The organism is Paenibacillus sp. PCH8, assembly GCF_002968835.1.
Classification (GTDB): Bacteria; Bacillota; Bacilli; order Paenibacillales; family Paenibacillaceae; genus Paenibacillus.
Genome location: NZ_PKQK01000002.1, coordinates 786,970 through 809,373, shown reverse-complemented (window position 1 = coordinate 809,373; position 22,404 = coordinate 786,970). Strand labels below are relative to the sequence as shown.

At 46.8% G+C, this 22,404-nt stretch carries 12 protein-coding genes; 10 read left to right on the top strand and 2 right to left on the bottom strand.

Going from position 1 to position 22,404, the window contains the following annotated elements; translation table 11 throughout:
- Positions 1-762 precede the first annotated feature (762 nt).
- The 5 genes from htpG to C0Q44_RS16390 all read left to right on the top strand — a co-directional run bounded on the left by htpG (position 763) and on the right by C0Q44_RS16390 (position 9,118).
- The gene (gene htpG, locus C0Q44_RS16415; RefSeq protein WP_105408330.1) at positions 763-2,643 is read left to right on the top strand and encodes a molecular chaperone HtpG; all 1,881 of its coding nucleotides are present in this window, start codon (positions 763-765) and stop codon (positions 2,641-2,643) included.
- A gap of 738 nt (positions 2,644-3,381) precedes the next feature.
- A complete protein-coding gene (locus C0Q44_RS16410; protein WP_105408329.1) occupies positions 3,382-4,797 on the top strand; it encodes a deoxyguanosinetriphosphate triphosphohydrolase family protein in 1,416 nt (471 codons plus the stop codon).
- Between the two features lie 30 nt (positions 4,798-4,827).
- Positions 4,828-5,838 (top strand): MsnO8 family LLM class oxidoreductase, encoded by a 1,011-nt coding sequence (locus C0Q44_RS16405; RefSeq protein ID WP_374955103.1) that lies wholly within the window; start codon positions 4,828-4,830, stop codon positions 5,836-5,838.
- 311 nt (positions 5,839-6,149) lie between these two features.
- Complete coding sequence (locus C0Q44_RS16395) at positions 6,150-7,862, top strand: methyl-accepting chemotaxis protein (protein ID WP_105408326.1); 1,713 nt, start codon at positions 6,150-6,152, stop codon at positions 7,860-7,862.
- A gap of 278 nt (positions 7,863-8,140) precedes the next feature.
- A complete protein-coding gene (locus tag C0Q44_RS16390; RefSeq protein WP_105408325.1) occupies positions 8,141-9,118 on the top strand; it encodes a TRM11 family SAM-dependent methyltransferase in 978 nt (325 codons plus the stop codon).
- Between the two features lie 128 nt (positions 9,119-9,246).
- Here the strand turns inward: C0Q44_RS16390 and C0Q44_RS16385 are convergent, their stop codons facing one another.
- Positions 9,247-10,203 (bottom strand): D-2-hydroxyacid dehydrogenase, encoded by a 957-nt coding sequence (locus C0Q44_RS16385; RefSeq protein WP_105408324.1) that lies wholly within the window; start codon positions 10,201-10,203, stop codon positions 9,247-9,249.
- Positions 10,204-10,400: 197 nt separating this feature from the next.
- On the opposite strand from C0Q44_RS16385, the gene thpR reads away from it, so the two are divergent.
- On the top strand, positions 10,401-11,003 hold the full coding sequence (gene thpR / locus C0Q44_RS16380; RefSeq protein ID WP_105408323.1) for an RNA 2',3'-cyclic phosphodiesterase: 603 nt from the start codon (positions 10,401-10,403) through the stop codon (positions 11,001-11,003).
- Between the two features lie 131 nt (positions 11,004-11,134).
- Entirely contained in the window at positions 11,135-11,992 is an 858-nt protein-coding gene (locus tag C0Q44_RS16375; RefSeq protein WP_105408322.1) for a cell wall hydrolase, read from the top strand.
- Between the two features lie 275 nt (positions 11,993-12,267).
- On the opposite strand, the gene C0Q44_RS16370 is transcribed toward C0Q44_RS16375, so the two are convergent.
- Positions 12,268-13,482 (bottom strand): MGDG synthase family glycosyltransferase, encoded by a 1,215-nt coding sequence (locus C0Q44_RS16370; protein WP_105408321.1) that lies wholly within the window; start codon positions 13,480-13,482, stop codon positions 12,268-12,270.
- Positions 13,483-13,865: 383 nt separating this feature from the next.
- Between C0Q44_RS16370 and C0Q44_RS16365 the strand changes: the two genes are divergently transcribed.
- The 3 genes from C0Q44_RS16365 (at position 13,866) to gltB (ending at position 22,213) form a co-directional block, all read left to right on the top strand.
- Positions 13,866-14,447, top strand: a complete 582-nt coding sequence (locus C0Q44_RS16365; protein ID WP_105408320.1) for a TetR/AcrR family transcriptional regulator — start codon at positions 13,866-13,868, stop codon at positions 14,445-14,447.
- A gap of 205 nt (positions 14,448-14,652) precedes the next feature.
- Positions 14,653-16,935 (top strand): YhgE/Pip domain-containing protein, encoded by a 2,283-nt coding sequence (locus C0Q44_RS16360; RefSeq protein WP_105408319.1) that lies wholly within the window; start codon positions 14,653-14,655, stop codon positions 16,933-16,935.
- 679 nt (positions 16,936-17,614) lie between these two features.
- Positions 17,615-22,213 carry a glutamate synthase large subunit gene (gene gltB / locus C0Q44_RS16355; protein ID WP_105408318.1) on the top strand — a complete coding sequence of 1,533 codons (4,599 nt, stop codon included), beginning with the start codon at positions 17,615-17,617 and terminating at the stop codon, positions 22,211-22,213.
- Positions 22,214-22,404 lie beyond the last annotated feature (191 nt).

The window sequence follows — 22,404 nt, the reverse complement described above, 5'->3', positions numbered from 1 at the left end:
TCCAACATCTACTCATTTCAATCTTTACTGATGCCGGTTCGAACCTTGGTTCGAGGCGGTTTTTGTGTTGCCAGCGGGATTACGTTAGAATGATTGATGATGTGCAAAAGTTAAAGTATTATTCGATCATTTTGTTAAAATAACCGCCAGCGTATTGACACCCAATTTTCCCATATGTTATATAAAAGGAAGGGTTTAGCACTCTGATGATCGGAGTGCTAACAAATGCTGTTTTTACTATACGCCTACATATGGAATGATTCTGTTTTTGAAAATAGATATTGAATCTGAGTAGGACATGCGAATCCAAGGGGCGCAACAGACCTCAAGAAGCGAAATGTTTGCTTAATCAACAGAATCCATTTAAATAGAAGCCTCTAATCCTCAAACAAGTTCCTGATCAGATGCGAAAGTAGTGCAGGGGACGAAATCGATTTGGAGGAAGCAAAGCGTTCGCCTGAAAGCTTTCTGCAAGAAAGCTGCATCGGAAGCATACGCTATCACCGGATTTCTCCCTTTTCAAAAGGGAATCAAAGAAATTCGGGGATAACAGCGATCCGAAAAACGATTCGTAACCGGAACGGCTACATTGCAGAACGTCATGCATTTTGAAGATTGGCCAATCTAGTGGATCTGATGATCAAGTGTTTAAGCTTCGAATGATATTCTTTCACCCGCAAGTTTTGTATGAAAAACTCAAGGTTTACTTTCTATTTTCAATCAAATCATTCGATATCCAATTTGAGAGGAGTCCACCCATCCATGGCTAAGAAAGAGTTCCAGGCAGAATCCAAACGTTTGCTGGATATGATGATTAACTCCATTTACACCCAAAAAGAAATCTTTTTGAGAGAATTGATTTCCAATTCCAGTGACGCCATTGACAAAATATACTATAGAGCATTGACGGACGATACCCTCGTCTTCAACAAAGAGGACTACTACATCAAGCTCGCGATCGACAAAGAAAATCGCACACTCACCCTGACGGATACCGGGATTGGTATGACGCCGGACGAGCTGGAGAGCAATCTGGGGGTTATCGCGAAGAGTGGTTCCCTGGCGTTCAAGAAGGAAAATGAGGCCAAAGACGGTCACAACATCATCGGACAATTCGGGGTTGGTTTCTACTCGGCATTCATGGTGGCGGACAAGCTGACGGTAACAAGTAAGACGCTGGGCAGCGACGAGGCTTGGAAATGGGAGTCTGAAGGCGCGGATGGTTACACCATTACACCGGCTGAGAAAGATTCCGTAGGTACAGAGATCGTCCTGACGATCAAAGAGAATACCGAAGAAGATTCGTATGACGAATTCTTGGAAGAGTACCGCTTGAGATCGATCATCAAAAAATACTCTGACTTCATTCGCTACCCGATCAAGATGGATGTAACGGGTCAACGTCCGAAAGAGGACACGGAGAACGAGTTCGAAGAGTATCAGGAAGAACAAACCGTGAACAGCATGGTGCCGATCTGGCGTAAAAATAAAAGCGAATTGACCGAAGAAGATTACACCAACTTCTATATGGAAAAACGCTACGGTTTTGACAAACCGCTCAAACACTTGCACATCAGCGCAGATGGCGCAGTAGTGTATAATGCGATCCTGTTTATCCCGGAGAACACGCCGTTTGACTATTACACCAAAGAGTATGAAAAAGGCCTTGAACTCTACTCTAACGGGGTATTGATCATGGATAAATGCAGTGATCTGTTGCCGGATTATTTCGGATTTGTCAAAGGTATGGTGGATTCGGAAGATCTGTCCCTGAACATCTCCCGTGAGATGTTGCAACATGATCGTCAGCTTAGCCTGATCGCGAAGAACATCAAGAACAAAATCAAGAGTCAACTGCAAAGCCTGCTGAAGGACGAGCGTGAGAACTATGAGAAATTCTATCAAGCGTTTGGTCGTCAGTTGAAATATGGCGTGTACAGCGATTATGGCGTCAACAAAGATACGTTGCAGGATCTGCTGCTGTTCACTTCTTCCAAAGAGAACAAGCTGGTGAGCCTGGACGAATACGTCTCCAGAATGCCGGAAGATCAGAAGTATGTTTACTATGCATCTGGTGAGTCGATCAGCCGTATCGAGAAACTACCACAGATCGAGGGTGTGTTGGAAAAAGGGTACGAAGTATTGTACTTCACCGATGACATCGATGAGTTTGCGATCAAGATGATCACGAACTACAAGGAGAAAGAATTCAAATCCATCTCCAGTGGTGACCTGGGTATCGAAGATAGCGCGGACAAAGAAGAAACGGACGCTCAGGACAACGATAACAAAGACTTGTTCGAAGCGATGCAAGCTCAATTGGCGGGTAAAGTCAAAGCGGTTAAAGCTTCCAAACGTCTCAGAAGTCACCCGGTATGTTTGTCCACCGAAGGTGAGCTGACGATTGAGATGGAGAAGATCCTGAAAGCAATGCCGAACAGCGAAGATGTACAGGCGGATAAAGTGCTGGAGATCAACGTGAATCACGATGTCTTCAAATCACTGAAAGACGCTTTTGCACAGGATCAGGAAAAGCTGAACCTCTACACCAGCCTGCTGTACCATCAGGCATTGCTGATTGAGGGACTGCCCATTCAGGACCCGGTAGAGTTCACCAACGATATCTGTAAGGTGATGGTGTAAACTTCCGCGATATCGCAGTGATGTAATAACGGTGCACTGAATCAAAAATGATGGCATGTTCAATGTAGTTTCCGGGTGAAGACTCAGTACCTATATAGTCGGAAAACTACAAAATACCGTTGCACCCACCATCTTTACCCCGACAGGGCGTTTCAGTCCTGTCGGTTTTTTTGTTTTTACCCACAACGGGGTAGGAGCGGGGGAGGCAGACTATCATTGCAGCGATGGATGAACATCGTAATGAAATTCTTTAGCTTTTCAAAGTTTTGAAGAATTCCCCCTTATAGGGAATGTGATGTCATTTAGATTTGGTGTGAAAACAGCAAAAAGTAGTGAAGGGGACGGAATCGATTCTGAAGAAGCGAAGCGGTCGCCTGAAAGCTTTCTGCAAGAAAGCTGCATCGGAAGCATACGCTATTCCCGAATTTCTCCCTTTTAAAAGGGAATCAAAGAAATTTGGGAATAACAGCGATCATAAGAACGATCCGTAACCGTAACGGCCATACAAACTGTATAAGTCACTTTTTTCATCATAAGTCACGATAGTGTGAGTTCAATATGAATCCTTATCATTTAGCTGCACAGACGACAGTCTGGCAGGGTATAATAAGCGAAGATGACTGATCATCACAAAATGATGTGAGAAGAAGTGACAATGGCAGACAGGTTTTACTTTTCGAAACCACGGATGTTGTGTATAATCACTCAAAATAGAGACAGTCGGCTAGGAGTGATCACATGCAATGGAACGATCTGAGAGAACATAGACAATATCCGGAACTAACCAAGTTGGATGGATCTCGTGCAGCGTATGAACGGGACTATTCCAGATTGATTCATTCACCGACCTTCCGTCGGTTACAGGGCAAATCGCAGGTGTTTGGCGCAGGAACGGGGGATTATTATCGTACCCGGTTGACCCACTCCCTGGAGGTGGCACAGATTGCACGTGAGGCTGCGAGAAGTCTGCTTAGGCGTTTTCCTGAGGTAGACTGGGATCGGGCAGATAGTCCAGGTCTTATTATTGATTCGGAAGTAGTGGAGTGTGCTGCGATAGCACATGACTTCGGACATCCGCCTTTTGGACATAAAGGTGAGGAAGTGCTGGACGGCATTTTGGATGATCTGATTAACACCGAGGCGAAGAAAATCATGAAGAAAAGCCGCGCATCCAAATCTCCTCTGCAGGAATCCGAGGTTCGTGCCGAGCTCAAACGGAAATACGAGCATTTTGAAGGCAATGCCCACAACTTCCGTCTCATTATGCATCTGGAGAAACGGGAAGATATCGACGGGCTGAACCTGTCGGATGCAGTATTGCTCGGAATCAACAAGTATCCGTATCCGGGGACGGAGAGCAAGAAGGGCATGTATCATCATGAGTGGCAATATATTCGTGAGATCCGTGATCGCTGGAACATGCCAGCAGGCAAGAAGACGCTGGAAGCACAATTGATGGATCTCTGTGACGACATTGCATACTCCTCACATGACTTGGAGGATGGCATCAAAGCAGGCAAAATTGAGGTACATGAGCATTTCCTGCAAGATCCGCATGTGAATCGACTGATTGTGGATAAGATTACGACGCTGGAGGATCTGTTCTGGAACGGATGGGGTAGAGAAGCCATTGGGCAAAAGGTAGAAGAAGTGCTCGCTTCGTTCCTGCGCGTCTGGAATGAGAAGATGCCGTTTTGCGAGCATGATTACTCGCGTACCCGCCGTGAGGTGAAAGCCTACTGGGTGAGCTTTTTTGTAGGCAGCCTGGGCGTTATTGACGACGGCGACTGGAAGAAAGTAACCTTTGTCCGTGAAGGGGCTGAAGACCTTGACATGCTGCGTACGGTGAGTGTGCTCAAGAGCTTTGCCTGGGTGACTATGATCCGTGATCTGCGTGTACAGCGATTGCAGAAGCGCAGTGAATGGATGATTAAGCGGTTATGGGATGCTTTCCTTGATCCGGAAACGTCCAAATCGATCATTCCATCCGACTGGCTGCAACGATATGAGAAGGATCAGGCGAAGGCGAATCCGATCTGGACTTGGGAACACATGGTGATTGATTATATTGCCGGGATGACGGATGCGTTTGCTGAGAAAATATACAATGAACTCTACGGTCTGAAGGTCGGTTCCATCTACGATCTCGATTAGAGATCACCAAAACGAAGGGAGATGAGACGCTTGGGCACGAGAATTGGTGAAAAATACAAACTGGGCGTACTTGACCTTGTTCCAAGGTTAGATGATGCGACGGTAGAACAGGCGCTTCAGCAATCAGTAAAGCTTGCTCAGCATGCCGAAACCTGGGGGTACTCTCGATACTGGACGTCAGAGCATCATGATATGGCTGAACTGGCATCGGCATCTCCAGAAGTGCTGCTCGCCCATATCGGAGCAAGAACAACAACGATCCAGTTGGGCTCCGGTGCGGTCCTGTTGCCGCATTACAGCCCTCTCAAGGTAGCGGAATCGTTCCGTCTGCTGGCTGCGCTCTATCCGGGGCGCATAGAGCTGGGACTGGGACGTGCTCCTGGCGGTGGACCTCATGCCACGATGGCACTCAGTGGCAATTATTTGCAGCATGTGTCCAAGCTGCCCGCATCGCTCGCAGCACTGACAGAACTGCTTGAAGACCGGTACACGTACGAGGATCATCCGGTGACAGCTCGTCCCATTCCCAAGCTTCCGTTATCGCTCTGGATGCTGGGGACGAACGTAAAGAGCGCAGAATTCGCGGCACAGTTTGGCATGGGCTATGTATTTGGTCAATTTATGAGTGATGCTGACGGTACAGAGGCTGTAAGGCGGTACCGGGAAGGGTTCATTCCCAGTGCGACCATGAAGGAGCCAGAAGTTATGGTGGCAGTCAGTGTATTATGTGCAGAGTCAGAGGAGGATGCTCTGACATGGAGTCGCGACATGTCGGAACGGCGCAAGGCGAATGGGAAAGAAAGTTTACCTGAATCGGATTCAGGTGCTGTCTTGGACTCGAACACGAATGATGCAGGAGATGCTAATCATAACAAACTAGCACACAAAGTAGCACAACACTATGCGGGTACAGCCGAGCAGGTATGGAGTCAATTGCAACAGGTGAGCCAGAGACTGGATACGGAGCGGTTACTTATTGTTACGGCAGGACCCGATTATGAGAACAGGCTGAATTCTTACCGATTATTGGCGGAATCATGAGACAGCAAGAATGACGCAGACTGACTATTATAAGGTGGAACCCCTTGGAATCATAACAAATGGGAGAGCTGAAGATCGGACAAGAGCCGTATGCTGCAGCTCTCCCATTTGAGATTCGTCAAATTTCAACAATTTTCTACAAAATAATCATCTGTTCAGCAAAAGAATGTTATAATATTTTACGTCTGAATTCCTATCTTAATCGGATAAAAAGATTATTTTCAAAGATGCCAAAAGAAGGGTACAACAAAGACAAAGACAAAAACAAATGAATTTGGGATGGCCGAGGACGGTCACGAGGAGGAAATCATATGTTCAGCAGATTCAGAATCAAGAGTATTGGTCTGCGTATCAGCATCGCGTTTTACTTGTTAATCCTCTGTTTAATTCTTTTAAGTGTCACCATTGTGAGTCGGATGAATTCGATAGAATCCAACACCAATGAAATCACAGGTAATTGGATACCCTCAATTCAGGAAATTAACCGGCTGAACTATACCACAGAGCATGTTCTGTCATTAAGTTATCGTCACTTTGACGCGGATGAAACGGACAAGGCTGCTTTGTCTGAAGAACGCACCAAGTATATTCGAGAAACAACTCAAGCGATGCAGTTATATGATCAGCAGAAGAAATCTCCAGAGGAGCTGGAGCACTGGACTGCATTCAAGAGCAAATGGGAAGCGTATCTCAAGTTTAACACGCAAGCGATCAAGCTGAGTGATGAAGGCCAGGTACAGATGGCGAAGGAAGTATCTGAAAAAGGTGCTGATTCCTTTGATGCCATGCAGGTTGATCTGGATTATCTCGTGGAATACAATCAACAACAGTCCGATCTGTCCGCCGCCCAAACCATTCGATCCGTGCAGGATGGCAGATTGATTATCATTTTTGGTGTTCTAATCATGATTGTCATTACGTTGATCAGTATTCCTATCATTCGATCGCAGGTTGTCAAACCATTGCTGCGTGTCATTAGTGCAGTGAAATTGATTGCTGAAGGTCAATTGAATGTTCAGGATGTACATAGCAAACATGAGGATGAAGTCGGCGTGCTGGCTAAAGCGGTGAACGATATGAAAGGTAACCTGACTTCCATGGTTCTCAATGTCAGACGAATTGCGGAAGCTGTCAATCGTCAAAGCGGAGAATTGGCAATCTCCTCGGAAGAAGTTAAGATTGGCAGTCGCCAAATTGCTGTAACGATGGAAGAGTCCGCCAAGGCTGCGGAGAGTCAGGCAGAGACGGCAGTGGCCTCGGCACATACTGTTGAGGGGTTGAATGACCATATTCAGAATCATACGGAACAAGGCAATCAGCTACGGGTCATGTCGGACCGTGTGCTGGAGCAAGGGCTGAATGGTCGCAAGGCTATGGAACAGTCGGTACAGCAGATGCAACAGATTTCCAGTTCAGTCTCGGCTTCCATGAACAAGATGGAATTATTGAATTGTAAAAATGAGGATATTTCCAAACTGGTTCAGGTGATTCACGATATTGCACGTCAAACCAATCTGTTGGCATTGAATGCCTCCATTGAGGCAGCCCGTGCAGGAGAGAGTGGCCGTGGGTTCGCCGTAGTTGCATCCGAAGTACGGAAGTTATCTGAAGCGGTGCAGGCTTCGGTCGAAGAGATTACGGTAATTACCGAGGATATTCAGAAAGATTCACAAGGGGTTGTTGCGGAGTTACGCACAGGTGTTCAGGAGACGGAATTGGGACAGGAACATGTACTTGCTTCCGGTCAACTGTTCCGAACCATTAATGAATCAGTGGAAGGCATGGTAGGTGTCATTGGAACGATGACGGATGGTCTCGCGGGCATGCAGGAAGCAAGTGAGCGCATGAATGATTTCGGTCAGCAGATTTCTGCTATTTCGGAACAATCAGCAGCCAGTGTGGAGGAAGTTTCCGCATCGGCAGAGGAGCAGGTAAGTTCTATGGAAACGATTAGCGGCAACATTCAGAGTCTGAAAGAATTGTCGGAAGATCTGCTTACATCCATTGAAAAATTAAAAATATAACCTTCTTCTTATAATAGAAGAAACAGGAATAAGGCAAGAGGTTAAATGGCGAAAATTCAGATGATTTATGAGCTGTTGGAACATGATTAAATTGGATGGAATTGCTTTTATTTCCATTATTGGCATATCAAACAAAGTAAGGTTTTCCCGGATAATGGGAATGCCTTACTTTTTCTTTTAGATCAATAAGGCTATGGAGAATGATCGTTGTCTATAAGCCTGACATTGTATACAATGTCTACCTGAAGCTAACTTGACAACTAAAGGAGAGGGGAATTTTGCCTGCTGAATCACTTGGTATGTGCGCCACTTATGGAAAATATCTCTATACCTTTGCTTGCCACGAGAACGAACGTGAATTATGCATACTTGAGCTGAATACGCTGCTTGAACCAAGCGCGGAGAGCGGTTTAGACCGGGGCTCGTATGTCTGGTCCGACATAGGTATACCACCGGGACGAAGTCCTTTTATCCGCGGGAGATTGGATGTGATCGGTGAAGGGGACACGGTTACTGAGTTGCTTCCTTTTGCCCAAGACATTCATCTATTGCCTGATGAGACATTTAAGGTAGTTTGTCTAAAAGAAGGCGATCACACCCTTGATTATGCACAGTCTCGCCAACTGGAAAAGGAAGTCGGCATGTGCATTAAGGGCAAAGCTCAGATGAAACAGCCTAAGGTGACTTTTGGCCTAATTCAAACAGGAGAAAAATGGATCTTGGGTCAGTGGACAGAAGCGGATCGATCATGGCACATTCACCGGCAGAAGCCGCAAAACTATTCCACTGGATTCGGTATCACGCTGGCCAGAGCGCTGGTTAATATCGCCGTTCCAAAAGTAGAAAACCATCAGTTGCTTGATCCATGTTGCGGGATGGGAACGGTTGTGATTGAGGCTTTATCCATTGGAATTGAAGCGAAAGGTAATGATCTGAATCCTTTGGCGGTGAGAGGTGCACGAATGAATCTGCCGCATTATGGATATGATCCAGATCGAATCACATTGGGTGATATGAATAAATTGCAAGGTTTTTACGATGCGGCCATTCTGGATATGCCTTATAATCTGTGCTCTGTGCTTCCGGATCATGAGCAACGAGCCATGCTGGAAAGCTTGCGCAGATTGACCAAACGTGCAGTCATTGTTTCCACAGAGTGGATGGAAGAGCACTTGCTGGAAGTAGGATGGAACGTAGAAACGTATATAAGAGCACAAAAAGGTGCATTTATACGTCATATATGGTTATGTAGCTAAGCCCAAACGACAAAAAAACTCCAACTTGGAAGATCTTACACTTCCAGAAATGGAGTTTTTTTGATGAGATAATGATAAATCGAAATGAATGTGATTTGCACATTATTGCATGGGAACGGGTGTTTGTGTTAATATTTATGATTATAATCTACCAGGTTGAGCGGCAATGTCTCGCCAGCAACGTAAGCTTCCAGATTTTGCACGAAAATATCGAGTGCTCGATCGGTATATTGCTCTGTACTTCCTGCGATATGAGGTGTGATTAACACGTTGTCCATGCCCCACAGCGGGTGGTCAGCCGGAAGGGGTTCTTCTTCGAAGACATCCAGTGCGGCAAAGGCAATTGGTCCGCTTTGGAGTGCACTTAGCAACGCTTCCGTCTTCACACTGGGGCCACGTCCCACATTGACGAAACAGGCTCCTTGCTTGAAATGCTCAAATGCAGCTTCATCGTATATATGTTTGGTTTCATCAGTCAGGGGTAGAATGTTAATCACATAATCGCCTTGGCGCAAGGCTTCATGTAGACCAGTCATGTCGTACATTTGATCCACATCGGGCACATCTTTACCTGAACGGCGTACTCCGATCGTGCGCATGCCGAGTGCTTTGAGAACGCGGGCAGTTTCCGTTCCGATCTCACCCACACCAACGATGACCGCTGTTTTGCCATGCAGTTCCGGCAATGGTTTGGCAGGAGCCTTCCATTCGGACTGCTGTTGATGCAGCATGGCTTGTCTCAGCCAGCGGCTGTGGGATAACATCATGCCAAGAATAATTTCCGTAATGGGAATGGCATGAACTCCATTTGCACTGGTTACCTGGACGTCCTTATGCTGTAGATCAGCTAAGGGGAGGTTATCCACACCCGCTGACCATACTTGAACCCATTGGAGAAGGTTTTCCTGTTTCAACGCATGTTCAGTGACAAGTGGCGACCATCCGAGAATAATCTCAGCATCGCTTAACTCGGCAGGGTCCAATTCTTTGGCTTTGCCAACTTTCAGTGTATACCCTGGTGCGGCATTCAGAATGCGCTGTTGTTGTTCTTCAGATAATGTTGGAAAACATACGATTTTACCCATAATGTGTGTTCCTCCTGAGATAGTTGATTGGTGATTTTAAGTTTATCAGATTTAATGACGGATGTGCATGGGAAGGCAAATGCAGGAATGAAGCCTTATTTGCAAATTCTCATCTTTGTGTCACTCTATACTTACCCAACTTGAAACGATATGCATAATTATGAAATAATAGAGCGAACTTTAGAGAGGTGTATGTCATGAATAACAATTTACATCAGGATCATACATCCCGGCGGGAGAGATTATTTGTAGCGATTCGTCTTCCTGTAACGGTTCAGCAGTCTCTTCAGATCGATACGAGGCTTGTACAGAACAAGCTTGATTTTCGTAAATGGACAGATCATAGGGATTATCATATTACCTTGCAATTTCTGGGGGATACATTAGTGAGTGACATTGGACACCTGCGAAAAGCATTGCGCTTAGCGGCAGCCGAAGGTCAGGCTTTTGAACTTCAGCTTTCGGGCTGGGGAACATTTGGGCTGGATGAAGCTCCTAAAGTGCTCTGGAAAGGGATTAGCGGAGAAGTAGATCGTTTAATTTCAGTGCAAAAACAAATTGTGATGGCTACATCAATGCTTGGGTTTGAAGCTGAATTAAGACCCTATTCCCCGCACATCACTGTTGCCAGAAAATATATGGGGCAGCTCCCAGGTAATGAGAATAAAGGGGTGTCTGGTGTGCTTCCGGAACATTCCTCAGGCGTTAATTCGTGGATTGTAAAGGATGTTGTACTTTATGTGACCAGGCTTGGACAATCGCCAATGTATGAGGTCGTGGACACGTTTTCATTTACCTGAAATTCATGGATATGCCATAAAATCACATTGACATTACCTTTATCCCTATGTAACATTAGCCATCGTTATTCAAATTCTTTTTTTGGGGTTACTTTAGATAAGGGAATTGTTTCGACAGGAGGAATCTTCGAATGAACATTATAAGCAAGAATCGTTGGGTAGCACCGATGTTATCAGTGCTGCTTGTATGTATAGTGGGGGTAAATGTCGTTCAGGCGACAGGGAAGTGGAATGAAGCCAGTGACAGCAAACAGATGACTGAACTTGCGGCTTCGGTGCAAAACAACCAAACATCTACGCACGATGAGAGGCGTATGATGGAAGATGGGACGAGTCTGTCTTCTAATCGGTCTGCCCAAACTGTGGCGTGGACTGAATCTTTGCCGGCCAAGAATTGGCTGACGACTGCTCAGGAAGAGCAGGAACAACAAGAAGCCAAAGCCAAACATAAAGCTAGAGCTGTCGCTGCAGCTAAAGCCAAAAAAGAAGCAGCACTGAAATTGGCCAAAGTGGAACGTGCCAAAGCGGTGGCTGCTGTAACGACTCCCCCCCAAAAACTATACTTTACGCGGACCAAACTTCTGAACCAGGAAGACTCAAAGCTTGCAACCTGGTCATACAGTGTGTCCGATAAAGAACTGCATCTGCTGCAAAAAATCGTCATGGCAGAGGCGGAAGGTGAACCGTACGAAGGCAAAGTGGCAGTTGCCAATGTTGTCTTAAACCGGCTGCGGTCAGCCAATTTTCCCGATACCATTTACAAGGTAATCCATCAGAAATCCCAGTTCAGTCCTGTAGCGAACGGACGGATGAAACGTGTGATTCCGAACGAGGACACCGTCAAAGCAGTGAATGCTGCACTGAATGGGAAGAAGGAAGTCGCCGATGATACATATTATTTCTTATCATTGACGCTTGCCGACGATCTGACAGTTGCTCGCTCGCAGAAAAAAGTGAAAACGATCGGTCATCATACTTTTTACAAGTAATCGACCTGTAAATTCTGCAAACAGGCAGGGTAGTTAAGTATGTGTGCAATACACAGACCTAAAAAAGCCTGGATCGTAGTTTTATTTCGTGATTTTCAGATAAGGTTATACCTCTAAATTACCCCTTTTTCTGCCAAATTATACGGTGGATCGAATGAAAATAAAAGAAGGTTCCCTTCCAAAATCATGGAAGGGAACCTTCTTTGTGTATCATGTTAAACTGCCTTGTCCTCTGTAACATCGCATGAGAGCTGTTCTGTGGGTCCTTAAAGGCTTTAAAATGGCATTCTGGTACCTGACAAGGATGTGGTAGCAATTCCGGCTGTAAAGCGCTCCACGGACGTCGTTGTGACTGCGGCTGTCTTGGGGAATAATAAGTCATGGACAGCTTGTGCACAACACGTTGGATCATAGGCTGATCTGTTGTCTGATTTGCGCGTTGCATTCAGCGGGCTTTCAGCTTGGGTGGATGCCTGATCGCATAGATGTCTGAAACGATTGGTGATCACGTCTGCAGAATGAATGACCTGACCATATCCAGCTTGTACAAAATATTCACAATTCTCTTCTTCCTGGCCCGGAATCGGAGGTATGAACAACATCGGCAACCCTTTAGCCAGTGCTTCGGTGCATGTCATGCCGCCAGGCTTCGTAATCAGCACATCGGATACATCCATTAGTTTGCTCACTTCCCGTGTATATCCCAGAATGCGAATGTTTGGGTGCTGAAAGCACGGCATTTCCTTCATTTTGGCGATCATTTTCTCATTGCTTCCGAGACAGAATATTAATTGAACACGGTCTGCCCAGGACGTGAGAGCTTTCATATGACCCTCATCAAAAGAAAGTCCCCAGCCGCCACCCATAAGCAGCGCGGTAGGCATGTTGTTAAGCCCCATGTCCGCTCTTAATTTTACTTTGTCGCCAGCTTCCCAGAAGTCCGGATGCACAGGGATACCCGTGATCTCGATGTGGGAGGGATCGACACCCCGAATCTCAAGCAATGCTTTGACCTGTGGGGTAGAGACCAGATATTTGTTCACTTCCGGATTGATCCATGTTCCATGCACATCGTAATCTGTGACGACGGTATAGAGCGGGATATTCAGACCCTGCCGCTTGAGCCGGGATATGACCGCATTCGGAAACGGATGGGTGCAGATCACCGCATCCGGTTTCAGCTGGGATACGACCTGTGCGGTCTGTGTATAGAAAATTCGGTGCAACGCAAGCTTCGTGAAGCCGTTTAATGATTTGTTGTACTGTGTGCGGTACAACAGGCTGACTAGTTTGGGTTGAACCGATAGTGTCTTTCGATATGCAGAGAAGATTAGCGGAGCGACTGTCGGGTTCAAAAATTTGCCTAGTTCAATGACGCGACTGTGAACATGTGGACTGACTTTTTTAATACCGTGTGCCAGCGCATGAGCGGCCTGAGTGTGACCGGTACCGAATCCTTCCGATAATAAGAGCACTCTTGGTTTTCGCATGAGTTCACCTTTATTCATAAGTTTAAATTAAAATGAGGATATTCATCGTTTATTTTATTTTAGCTACAGATTACATTACTACATGAATATACATTGAAACGCAGAATGATGTTTCATCCATGAATATTTACACCATATATAATGTTCTGAGACAGTCTAACTTCAGTTATATCCGTATTGTTTGAGTCATCTTACACTATAGACGACAGAAGAAGGAGTTTCCACTGCATTTCGGTTAAAAAAAATTAACACAATTTTATAATGTTAAGGTTGCAATCTGTTTTTGAAGGTGGTATTGTAGTTTTTGACCGAATGACCGGAATGTATTTATGGTCATTTATGAAGATCGATTGAACAAAGAACCAGAATGAGGAGGGGATACGATGGCTCCGATTGACAGGAGACAGCAGGTTATTCATGCAGCAGCCCAGTCGTTTGCCATGTTCGGATACAAAGCAACGACGATGGATCAGGTCGCCAAGATTGCGAACGTTGGCAAAGGCACGATCTATACGTTCTTCACGAATAAGGAACAACTGTTTGATCAGATTTTGGTAGAAGTGATTCAGGAAATGAAGAACATAGCTCATCGTGAAGTACATCAGGAAAGTGCATTTTTTGATAATCTGTTCCGGGTGCTCGATTCGTTACTGGAGTTTCGCCGCGATCACGATCTGCTGGTTAAGCTATCTCAGGAACTGAAAGACTTTGGAACGTTGCAAGCCAAGGAAGGTTTGGATAAGGTGGAGAAGGTCATTTCCGACTTTTTGGCTAAGGAGCTTGAGAAAGCGAAAGACAATGGAGAGATTCGGGATTGTGATCCGCAAGTCGTCGCTTTTATGATGATTCGCCTTTACATTGCACTCACTTCAGACTGGAGCAAACAACATCAACCGCTGAGCAAAGAGGAAATTAAGACCTACTTTCGCCTTTTCTTAATGGAAGGAATTGCTGTTGTAACGTAATCCGAATTTAATCTACTATAATATAAGGGTTTTTACGCGTATCAAGCAGCGAGGCTTGTCGGAAGACAGGTTGTTTTTTTGCTCTAAATTGACCGTTTGGGGAAAATGGTCAGTTCGTGTTTCGGTAATTTTCTGGAGTGCGACATTATATTTCATTATCGTTATTCCTGCTCAAGCAGCAGAGAGATTAAGGGGAGAAAATGACATGAAATCGTTATCCGTGTTTTTCAAGGATGTGGGATCGGCCGTGAGAAACCCGAAGGTGTTGATCCCTGTTATTGCAATTATGTTTATACCGATCCTGTATAGTGGCATCTATCTGGCAGCCTATTGGGACCCATACGGTCATGTGGATGAGATGCCGGTTGCGGTTGTCAATCTGGATAAAGGCGCGAAGCTGGAGGGTAAATCACTTCATGTTGGTAGTGATCTGGTTGATGAACTGAAGAAAAATGCAGATTTCAAATGGGATTTTGTCAGTGCAAATCAAGCCAGAGAAGGCATGAACAATGACAAATATTATATGCAAATTACGATCCCGGAGAACTTCTCATCCCAAGCAACAACGTTGCTTGATGACAAGCCGGAGCCGGCTGATCTGATCTATGAACCTAACGGTAATTACAGCTTTGTGGGTGCACAGATCGGTAAGACAGCCATCAAGGACCTGAAAGCGAAGGTCTCGGCCAAAGTTACGGAATCCTATGCAGAGACATTGCTCGACAAGTTCTCCGAGGTATCGGATGGGTTGGCTGAAGCGGGCGATGGAGCAGGAGAACTAACTACCGGTGCAGGCAAACTGGATGATGGTGCCGTGAAGCTCAAGGATAACTTGGCGAAGCTCGCATCGGGAACACTCGAACTTCAAGAAGGGCTTTCTCCATTAAGTGATGGCGTTAACGCGCTGCACACGGGGGCGACCAAGCTGGAAAGTGGAACAACGAATCTTGTATCCGGACTGCAACAGCTTCAGGCAGCCGCTTCGAGCCAGCTTCAGAGCGGAGCAGATCAGTTGAAGGATGGCAGTGCCAAACTGGAAACTGGATTGCAATCCTCTCTGGATGGCACAGGCAAGTTGCAGACTGGCCTGCAAGCGTCGGAACAGGGCAGTGCGAAGCTGTCAGAAGGTCTGCAAAGCGCAGTCCAGGGCAGTGACACACTGGCAACAGGGCTGCACTCAGCTGTAGATGGCAGCAGCAAAGTTGCTGATGGAGCACAAGGCGTAGCCGCCGGACTGAAGCAGCTTGCTGCATCCAACCCGGAACTGGCCGCCAGTGCCGATGTACAGAAACTGCTTGCCGCGAGTGAAGCTGTTGCCGATGGCAGTGCGCAACTGAATGAGAGTGAACAAAAGCTCGCACAGGGTGCAGACCAGCTGCATCAGGGTAACCAGCAGTTGGCTGCGGGTGCAACCGAGCTTCATGGGGGCCAGGAGCAACTTCTGGCTGGTGCGAACCAGTTGGTGGATGGTCAGAAGCAATTGCTGGCTGGAGCTGGACAGCTTAGTCAAGGTGGAGCGAAGCTCTCCGATGGCCTGAAGCAGTTCAGCGGCAAACTGGGGGATGCGGCAAGTGGAGGTACCTTGCTTGCCGATGGTGTGAAACAGTTGGGTTCAGGTACGACAGCATTGCAAACGGGTGTAGGCAAACTTAGTGGTGGCGTACATTCACTTACCGATGGTTCCAAGCAACTGGGCGATGGCGCAGGCAAACTGGCTGACGGGCTTTCCGAGCTGAAAGATGGCTCGAGTGAACTGGCAACCAAGCTGAATGACGCCGCACAGAAAACATCTGAAGTCAAGAAAACGGACGATGTGGTGAACATGTTCGCTGAACCTGTGAATTCGACGGAGAACACCGCAGAGAACGTCAGCAACTATGGTACAGGATTGACACCGTTCTTCCTGTCGATCGGTCTGTTCGTGGGATCGCTGATTTCGACCATCGTATTGAAAATGCGGGAAACATCCGTACCTGGTGCAACCGGCTGGAACCGTTTTGTCAGCCGTACACTGGTATTTGGTTCCGTAAGTATTTTCCAATCGGTAATCGTGGCAAGCTTCATGTTATACGGTCTTGGATTGGAGACACACAGCGTAGGGCTGTTCTATCTATTCACCATTATCACAGGGCTGACCTTCATGCTGATGGTTCAGGCGCTTGTGACGTGGCTGGATCTGCCTGGACGTTATGTCGTTATTCTGTTGCTGGTGTTCCAGCTTGCGGCTAGCGCAGGTACCTTCCCGGTAGAACTAATCCCATCATGGCTGCAGGCATTTAGCCCTTGGCTGCCAATGACGCACAGTATTATGGGCTTCAAGGCCGTTGTGTCGAGTGGCAATTTGGATGTGATGTGGCATCAGGCAGGGATTCTCAGTATCTATGCGGGTGTATCCATCCTGCTGACGCTGGCTTACTTCCTCTGGAATGGCAGACGTCCGAACAAAGAAGTCGAAATAGCGGATTCCGGTCAAGTTGTGACAGCATAAGCCCAACCTGATCATCAACAGAGTGACATTTACGAAAAAAAACTTTATTTTTATGTAGCGAAATTATGCAATATAGTAGTCAAATAGTGCAAATAGCCTGTGGCCCCAAAAAGGGGTCGCAGGCTATTTTGTATACAAATGCATAGAGAAGCAAAGTTTCGCTGGATCAAGCAGTGCCAATTTGGTGAGATTATGGATAAACACAGGCCACATATGGAACGATTTTCTTCAGTCAGCAATTTAATTCAGTTGTGCTCTGACTCAAAAAGTGTATAATTATTCGAAAAAGAGATGAATTTAAACGTCAGTACAGTACAGCTGTACTGCAAAGCATTTCTTATCAGAGGTATTAAAAAGTTTAAATTGCGCTGATGTTAGGTCGGTGTTAAAATAATAGAACTATATCAAAAAACGTCGCTCCTTATCAGTAGCCGTGCCAGCGGCTGCGTGTTGATTTATATATGCTGTTTGCCGGATCGTCCGGATCACCTCATCTCATTTAATGGCTTCTGCCCAATAGCAGGCACATATCTTGGACAGTCTCATGCTGTCGCCTCTTCTATCTAGCAGGCTCTATCGCAAGCGAAAGGCCAGCTCCTCCCGTTTCATTGTTGCCTGTTGCTTATTGCCTATGTTCTTGATCTTTCCGAAATACTCCATTATAGAAAGGTTGCGTTCCATGAGACACATCGGATTACCTCCAAAACAGGGTCTGTATGACCCGCAGTTCGAAAAAGACGCATGCGGAATGGGTTTTGTTGCCAACATCAAAGGAGTACCTTCACACAATATCGTCAGTCAGGCACTGACCATGCTTAGTAACATGGAACACCGTGGAGGACAGGGAAGTGAACCGAATTCCGGGGACGGAGCAGGTATCCTGATTCAGATTCCACATCGCTTTTTTGCACAGGAAGCGGAACGTCTTGGTTTTGCATTGCCTGAACAGGGATTCTATGGCGTAGGTATGTTGTTCCTTTCCCAGGACCCTGCCATTCGCAGTGCGCATGAAGAGAGCCTCAAGAAGATTATTGAAGAAGAAGGACAGACGTTCCTTGGTTTCCGGGATGTCCCTACTTTTGATGAAATGCTTGGTCGTTCTGCACTTGCAGCGAAGCCTTATGTACGTCAGGTGTTCATTGGAAGATCCGCAGAAGTGAAGGATGAGCTTGGATTTGAGCGTAAGCTGTACGTTATTCGCAGACGCGCTGAGCTGGCTATTCGTTATTCGGCAGATGAAGCAGAAGGTGGTTCATTCTACCTTCCGAGTATGTCATGTCGCAAAATTGTATATAAAGGCATGCTGACAACCGAACAGGTTGGCGGGTTCTATCTGGATCTGCAGGAAGAACTTGTGGAATCGGCGATTGGACTTGTGCATTCCCGTTTCAGTACGAACACCTTCCCAAGCTGGGAACGTGCCCACCCATATCGCTTCATGATCCACAACGGTGAGATCAACACGATGCGTGGTAACGTGAACTGGATGCATGCACGGCAGTCCTTGTTCGAGAGCGAGTTGTTCGGTAATGACATCGCGAAAGTAAAACCGGTCATCAATCCGGACGGTTCGGATACAGCCATGTTCGACAACACGCTAGAGTTCCTCTATCTAAGCGGTCGTTCCCTGCCACACGTGGCGATGATGATGGTACCTGAACCTTGGAGCACAGATGAGGGAATGGACCCTGCCAAAAAGGCATTCTATGAGTACCACAGCACCATGATGGAGCCTTGGGATGGACCGGCAGCAATGGCATTTACCGATGGTTTGCAGATTGGAGCAACACTCGACCGTAATGGTTTACGTCCAGCTCGTTATTATGTAACCAAAGATGATCGTATTATCCTGTCCTCTGAGGTTGGGGTACTGGATATCGCACCGGAAGAGATTCTGTACAAAGACCGTCTGCGTCCAGGTCGGATGTTGCTTGTGGATACACAACAAGGCCGCATCATTGCAGATGAGGAAGTAAAAGCAATCATTGCAGCCGAGAACCCGTATCAGGACTGGCTTGATGAGCATTTGATGGATCTGAGCGAGTTGCCGGAAGCGCCGGAACTTCCTGATCCGAAACATGATAACGTGACCCAGCTTCAGCTGGCCTATGGTTATACATTTGAAGAACTGCGCAAAATACTGGAGCCCATGGCAACCACAGGTATGGAAGCTACGGGTTCCATGGGTTATGATGCACCGCTGGCTGTCCTGTCGGATCAGCCACAGCGCTTGTACAACTACTTTAAACAGATGTTCGCCCAGGTAACCAATCCGCCAATCGATGCCATCCGTGAAGAGATTGTAACGTCTACGGCTACAACGATTGGTCCTGAGCGTAACTTGCTGAACCCTGAACCGGAGAGCTGTCGCCAGATCCGTCTGGATTCGCCGGTCTTGTCCAATGAAGACTTTGCGAAGATTCGCCATGTGCGTCGACCAGGCTTCCGATCTATGACAATTCCTATCTTCTTCACAGCTGCGGAAGGCGCAGAAGGACTTCGCAAAGCGATGGAACTTCTCTTTGAAGCAGCGGACCGTGTCATCGACAAAGGTCATAACATTCTGATCCTGTCTGACCGTGGTGTAGACGCTGAGAATGCTGCCATTCCTGCATTGCTTGCTGTAGCAGGTCTGCATCATCATCTGATTCGTCAGGGCACCAGAACGAAAGTCAGCATTATGCTCGAATCCGCAGAACCGCGTGATATTCACCACTACGCGTTGTTGCTGGGTTACGGTGTAAGTGCCGTGAACCCTTATCTGGCCTTTGAAACGCTGGATGATATGATCCAGCAAGGGTTGCTGCGTGGCATCTCGCATGAGAAAGCAGTGAAAAATTACATTAAAGCGGCTACCAAAGGCGTTACTAAAGTGTTGTCCAAAATGGGGATTTCGACGATTCAATCGTATCGCGGAGCTCAGATCTTCGAAGCAGTAGGTCTGAGATCAGACTTCGTTGACCGTTACTTTACCTGGACACCTTCCCGGATCGGTGGAATTGGGCTGGAAGAAGTGGCAGCCGAAGCATTGACACATCATAACCGTGCCTTTACGAACAAAGACGGTAACGACAGAGTGCTGGATTCCGGTGGCGATTATCAATGGCGTAACGATGGAGAAGAGCATTTATTCAATCCGCAAACCATTCATACGCTGCAACACGCCGTACGTACTGGAGATTACAAGCTGTACAAAAAATATTCCAAGCTCGTGCAAGGTGAGAATGATCAACTGCTGACCATTCGCTCCATGTTGAAGCTGAAACCGGTTGGAGCTTCCATTCCAATCGAAGAGGTTGAATCCGTAGAAGATATTATGCGTCGGTTCAAAACGGGTGCAATGTCCTTTGGTTCGATCAGTAAAGAAGCGCATGAAGATCTTGCGATCGCGATGAACCGTGTTGGTGGTAAATCTAATACCGGTGAAGGTGGAGAAGATCCGGCTCGCTTCATTAAAGATAGCAACGGGGATTCCCGTCGCAGTGCGATCAAACAGGTGGCATCCGGACGTTTCGGTGTTACATCTAACTATCTGGTTAATGCCGACGAAATTCAGATTAAAATGGCACAGGGAGCAAAACCGGGTGAAGGCGGACAGTTGCCAGGCCGTAAAGTGTACCCTTGGGTTGCTGAAGTTCGTGGATCAACACCAGGTGTAGGTTTGATCTCACCACCTCCGCATCACGATATCTACTCGATTGAGGATCTGGCGGAGTTGATCTATGACTTGAAAAATGCCAATCCACGCGCAGCGATCAACGTGAAACTCGTATCGGAAGTTGGCGTGGGTACCATTGCTGCTGGTGTAGCCAAAGGGCGTGCCGATATTATCCTCGTCAGCGGATATGACGGTGGTACAGGTGCATCCCCGCAAGGTTCGATTCGCCACGCAGGTATGCCTTGGGAGCTGGGTCTTGCAGAGACACATCAAACGTTGATACTGAACAATCTGCGCGACCGTGTCGTTCTGGAAACAGACGGCAAAATGCTTAACGGTCGTGACCTTGCAATTGCAGCTTTACTTGGCGCCGAAGAGTATGGTTTCTCTACAGCACCACTCGTTGCACTGGGCTGTATCATGATGCGTGTCTGTCAGATGGATACCTGTCCAGTTGGTGTAGCGACACAAAATCCGGAGTTGCGCAAAAATTACATGGGTGATCCAGATCATGTGGTTAACTTCATGCGATTTGTTGCTGAAGATATGCGTGAGATCATGGCTGATCTTGGTTTCCGTACCATTCAGGATATGGTGGGACGTACCGATTGCCTCGAAACGGTGGAAGCCGTAGATCACTGGAAGAAAAAAGGCGTGGATCTGTCTGTATTGCTACATGTGCCAGAAATGCCGGAAGGCTCTACACGTTATCGCACACAGTATCAGAACCACCAATTGGAAGAGACGCTGGATATGCAGCAACTGGTGCCACTGGCACAGCCTGCTATTGAATCCGGTCAACTGGTTGAAGCGATACTTCCAATTACGAACGTTAACCGCGCAGTAGGTACCATTTTGGGTAGTGAGATCACACGTAAATATGGACTCGCAGGATTGCCAGAAGATACGGTTAAATTCAAGTTTGTCGGCTCTGCCGGACAAAGCTTTGGGGCCTTTGTACCTAGAGGTATGACGTTGACCGTTGAAGGGGACTCCAATGACTACGTGGGTAAGGGACTGTCTGGAGGTAAACTGATCGTGATGCCTTCTCCGAAAGCAACGTTTGAGGCGGAAGATAACATCATTATCGGTAACACGGCTCTCTATGGAGCAACAAGCGGTGAGGCTTATATCCGGGGGATTGCGGGTGAACGGTTCGCTGTACGTAACTCGGGTGCCAAAGTGGTTGTTGAAGGTGTAGGCGACCATGGTTGCGAGTATATGACGGGTGGACGTGTCGTTGTACTCGGCGATACAGGTCGTAACTTTGCAGCAGGCATGTCCGGAGGTATTGCCTATGTGTATGATCCAGAAGGTACATTCCTGAAACGTTGTAATCTGGAAATGGTTCTTTTGGAGCGGATTGAAGATGTCGCTGAAAGTGCAGATCTTCGAGGAATGATTCAACGTCACGTTGCTAACACAGGAAGTGCTGCTGGTCAGCGCATTCTGGATAACTGGCAAGATGCATTGAATCAGTTCGTTCGGGTTATTCCTAAGGACTTCAAGCGCATGACCGAGCAGATTGAGCGGATTCAGGCAACGGGTTTGACGGGAGATGCAGCGTTGCTCGCAGCATTTGAAGCCAATATGCGTGAACTTGCACGTGCAGGAGGTTAACACTTCTTGTTCAAGTGAAATTGCATGAACAGGTTGTCTGAAGAATTATAGGAGCTATATGGTCGCCAATCCGGCGCCAGATAGCTCCTATTTGGCTTTCGACAAAATTAGAACCCGCTCAAAAAACGTTATCGTCATGAGACGACAACATTGAGTTAGTTTCTCAAGTATAATTAGGCTAGTTTTTAGAG

Bases quoted from the DNA above. Each gene is read 5' to 3' on its own strand.
- gltB (WP_105408318.1), top strand. From the start codon at position 17,615: ATGAGACACATCGGATTACCTCCAAAACAGGGTCTGTATGACCCGCAG.
- htpG (WP_105408330.1), top strand. From the start codon at position 763: ATGGCTAAGAAAGAGTTCCAGGCAGAATCCAAACGTTTGCTGGATATG.
- C0Q44_RS16395 (WP_105408326.1), top strand. From the start codon at position 6,150: ATGTTCAGCAGATTCAGAATCAAGAGTATTGGTCTGCGTATCAGCATC.
- thpR (WP_105408323.1), top strand. From the start codon at position 10,401: ATGAATAACAATTTACATCAGGATCATACATCCCGGCGGGAGAGATTA.
- C0Q44_RS16365 (WP_105408320.1), top strand. From the start codon at position 13,866: ATGGCTCCGATTGACAGGAGACAGCAGGTTATTCATGCAGCAGCCCAG.
- C0Q44_RS16370 (WP_105408321.1), bottom strand. From the start codon at position 13,482: ATGCGAAAACCAAGAGTGCTCTTATTATCGGAAGGATTCGGTACCGGT.
- C0Q44_RS16410 (WP_105408329.1), top strand. From the start codon at position 3,382: ATGCAATGGAACGATCTGAGAGAACATAGACAATATCCGGAACTAACC.
- C0Q44_RS16375 (WP_105408322.1), top strand. From the start codon at position 11,135: ATGAACATTATAAGCAAGAATCGTTGGGTAGCACCGATGTTATCAGTG.
- C0Q44_RS16385 (WP_105408324.1), bottom strand. From the start codon at position 10,203: ATGGGTAAAATCGTATGTTTTCCAACATTATCTGAAGAACAACAACAG.
- C0Q44_RS16360 (WP_105408319.1), top strand. From the start codon at position 14,653: ATGAAATCGTTATCCGTGTTTTTCAAGGATGTGGGATCGGCCGTGAGA.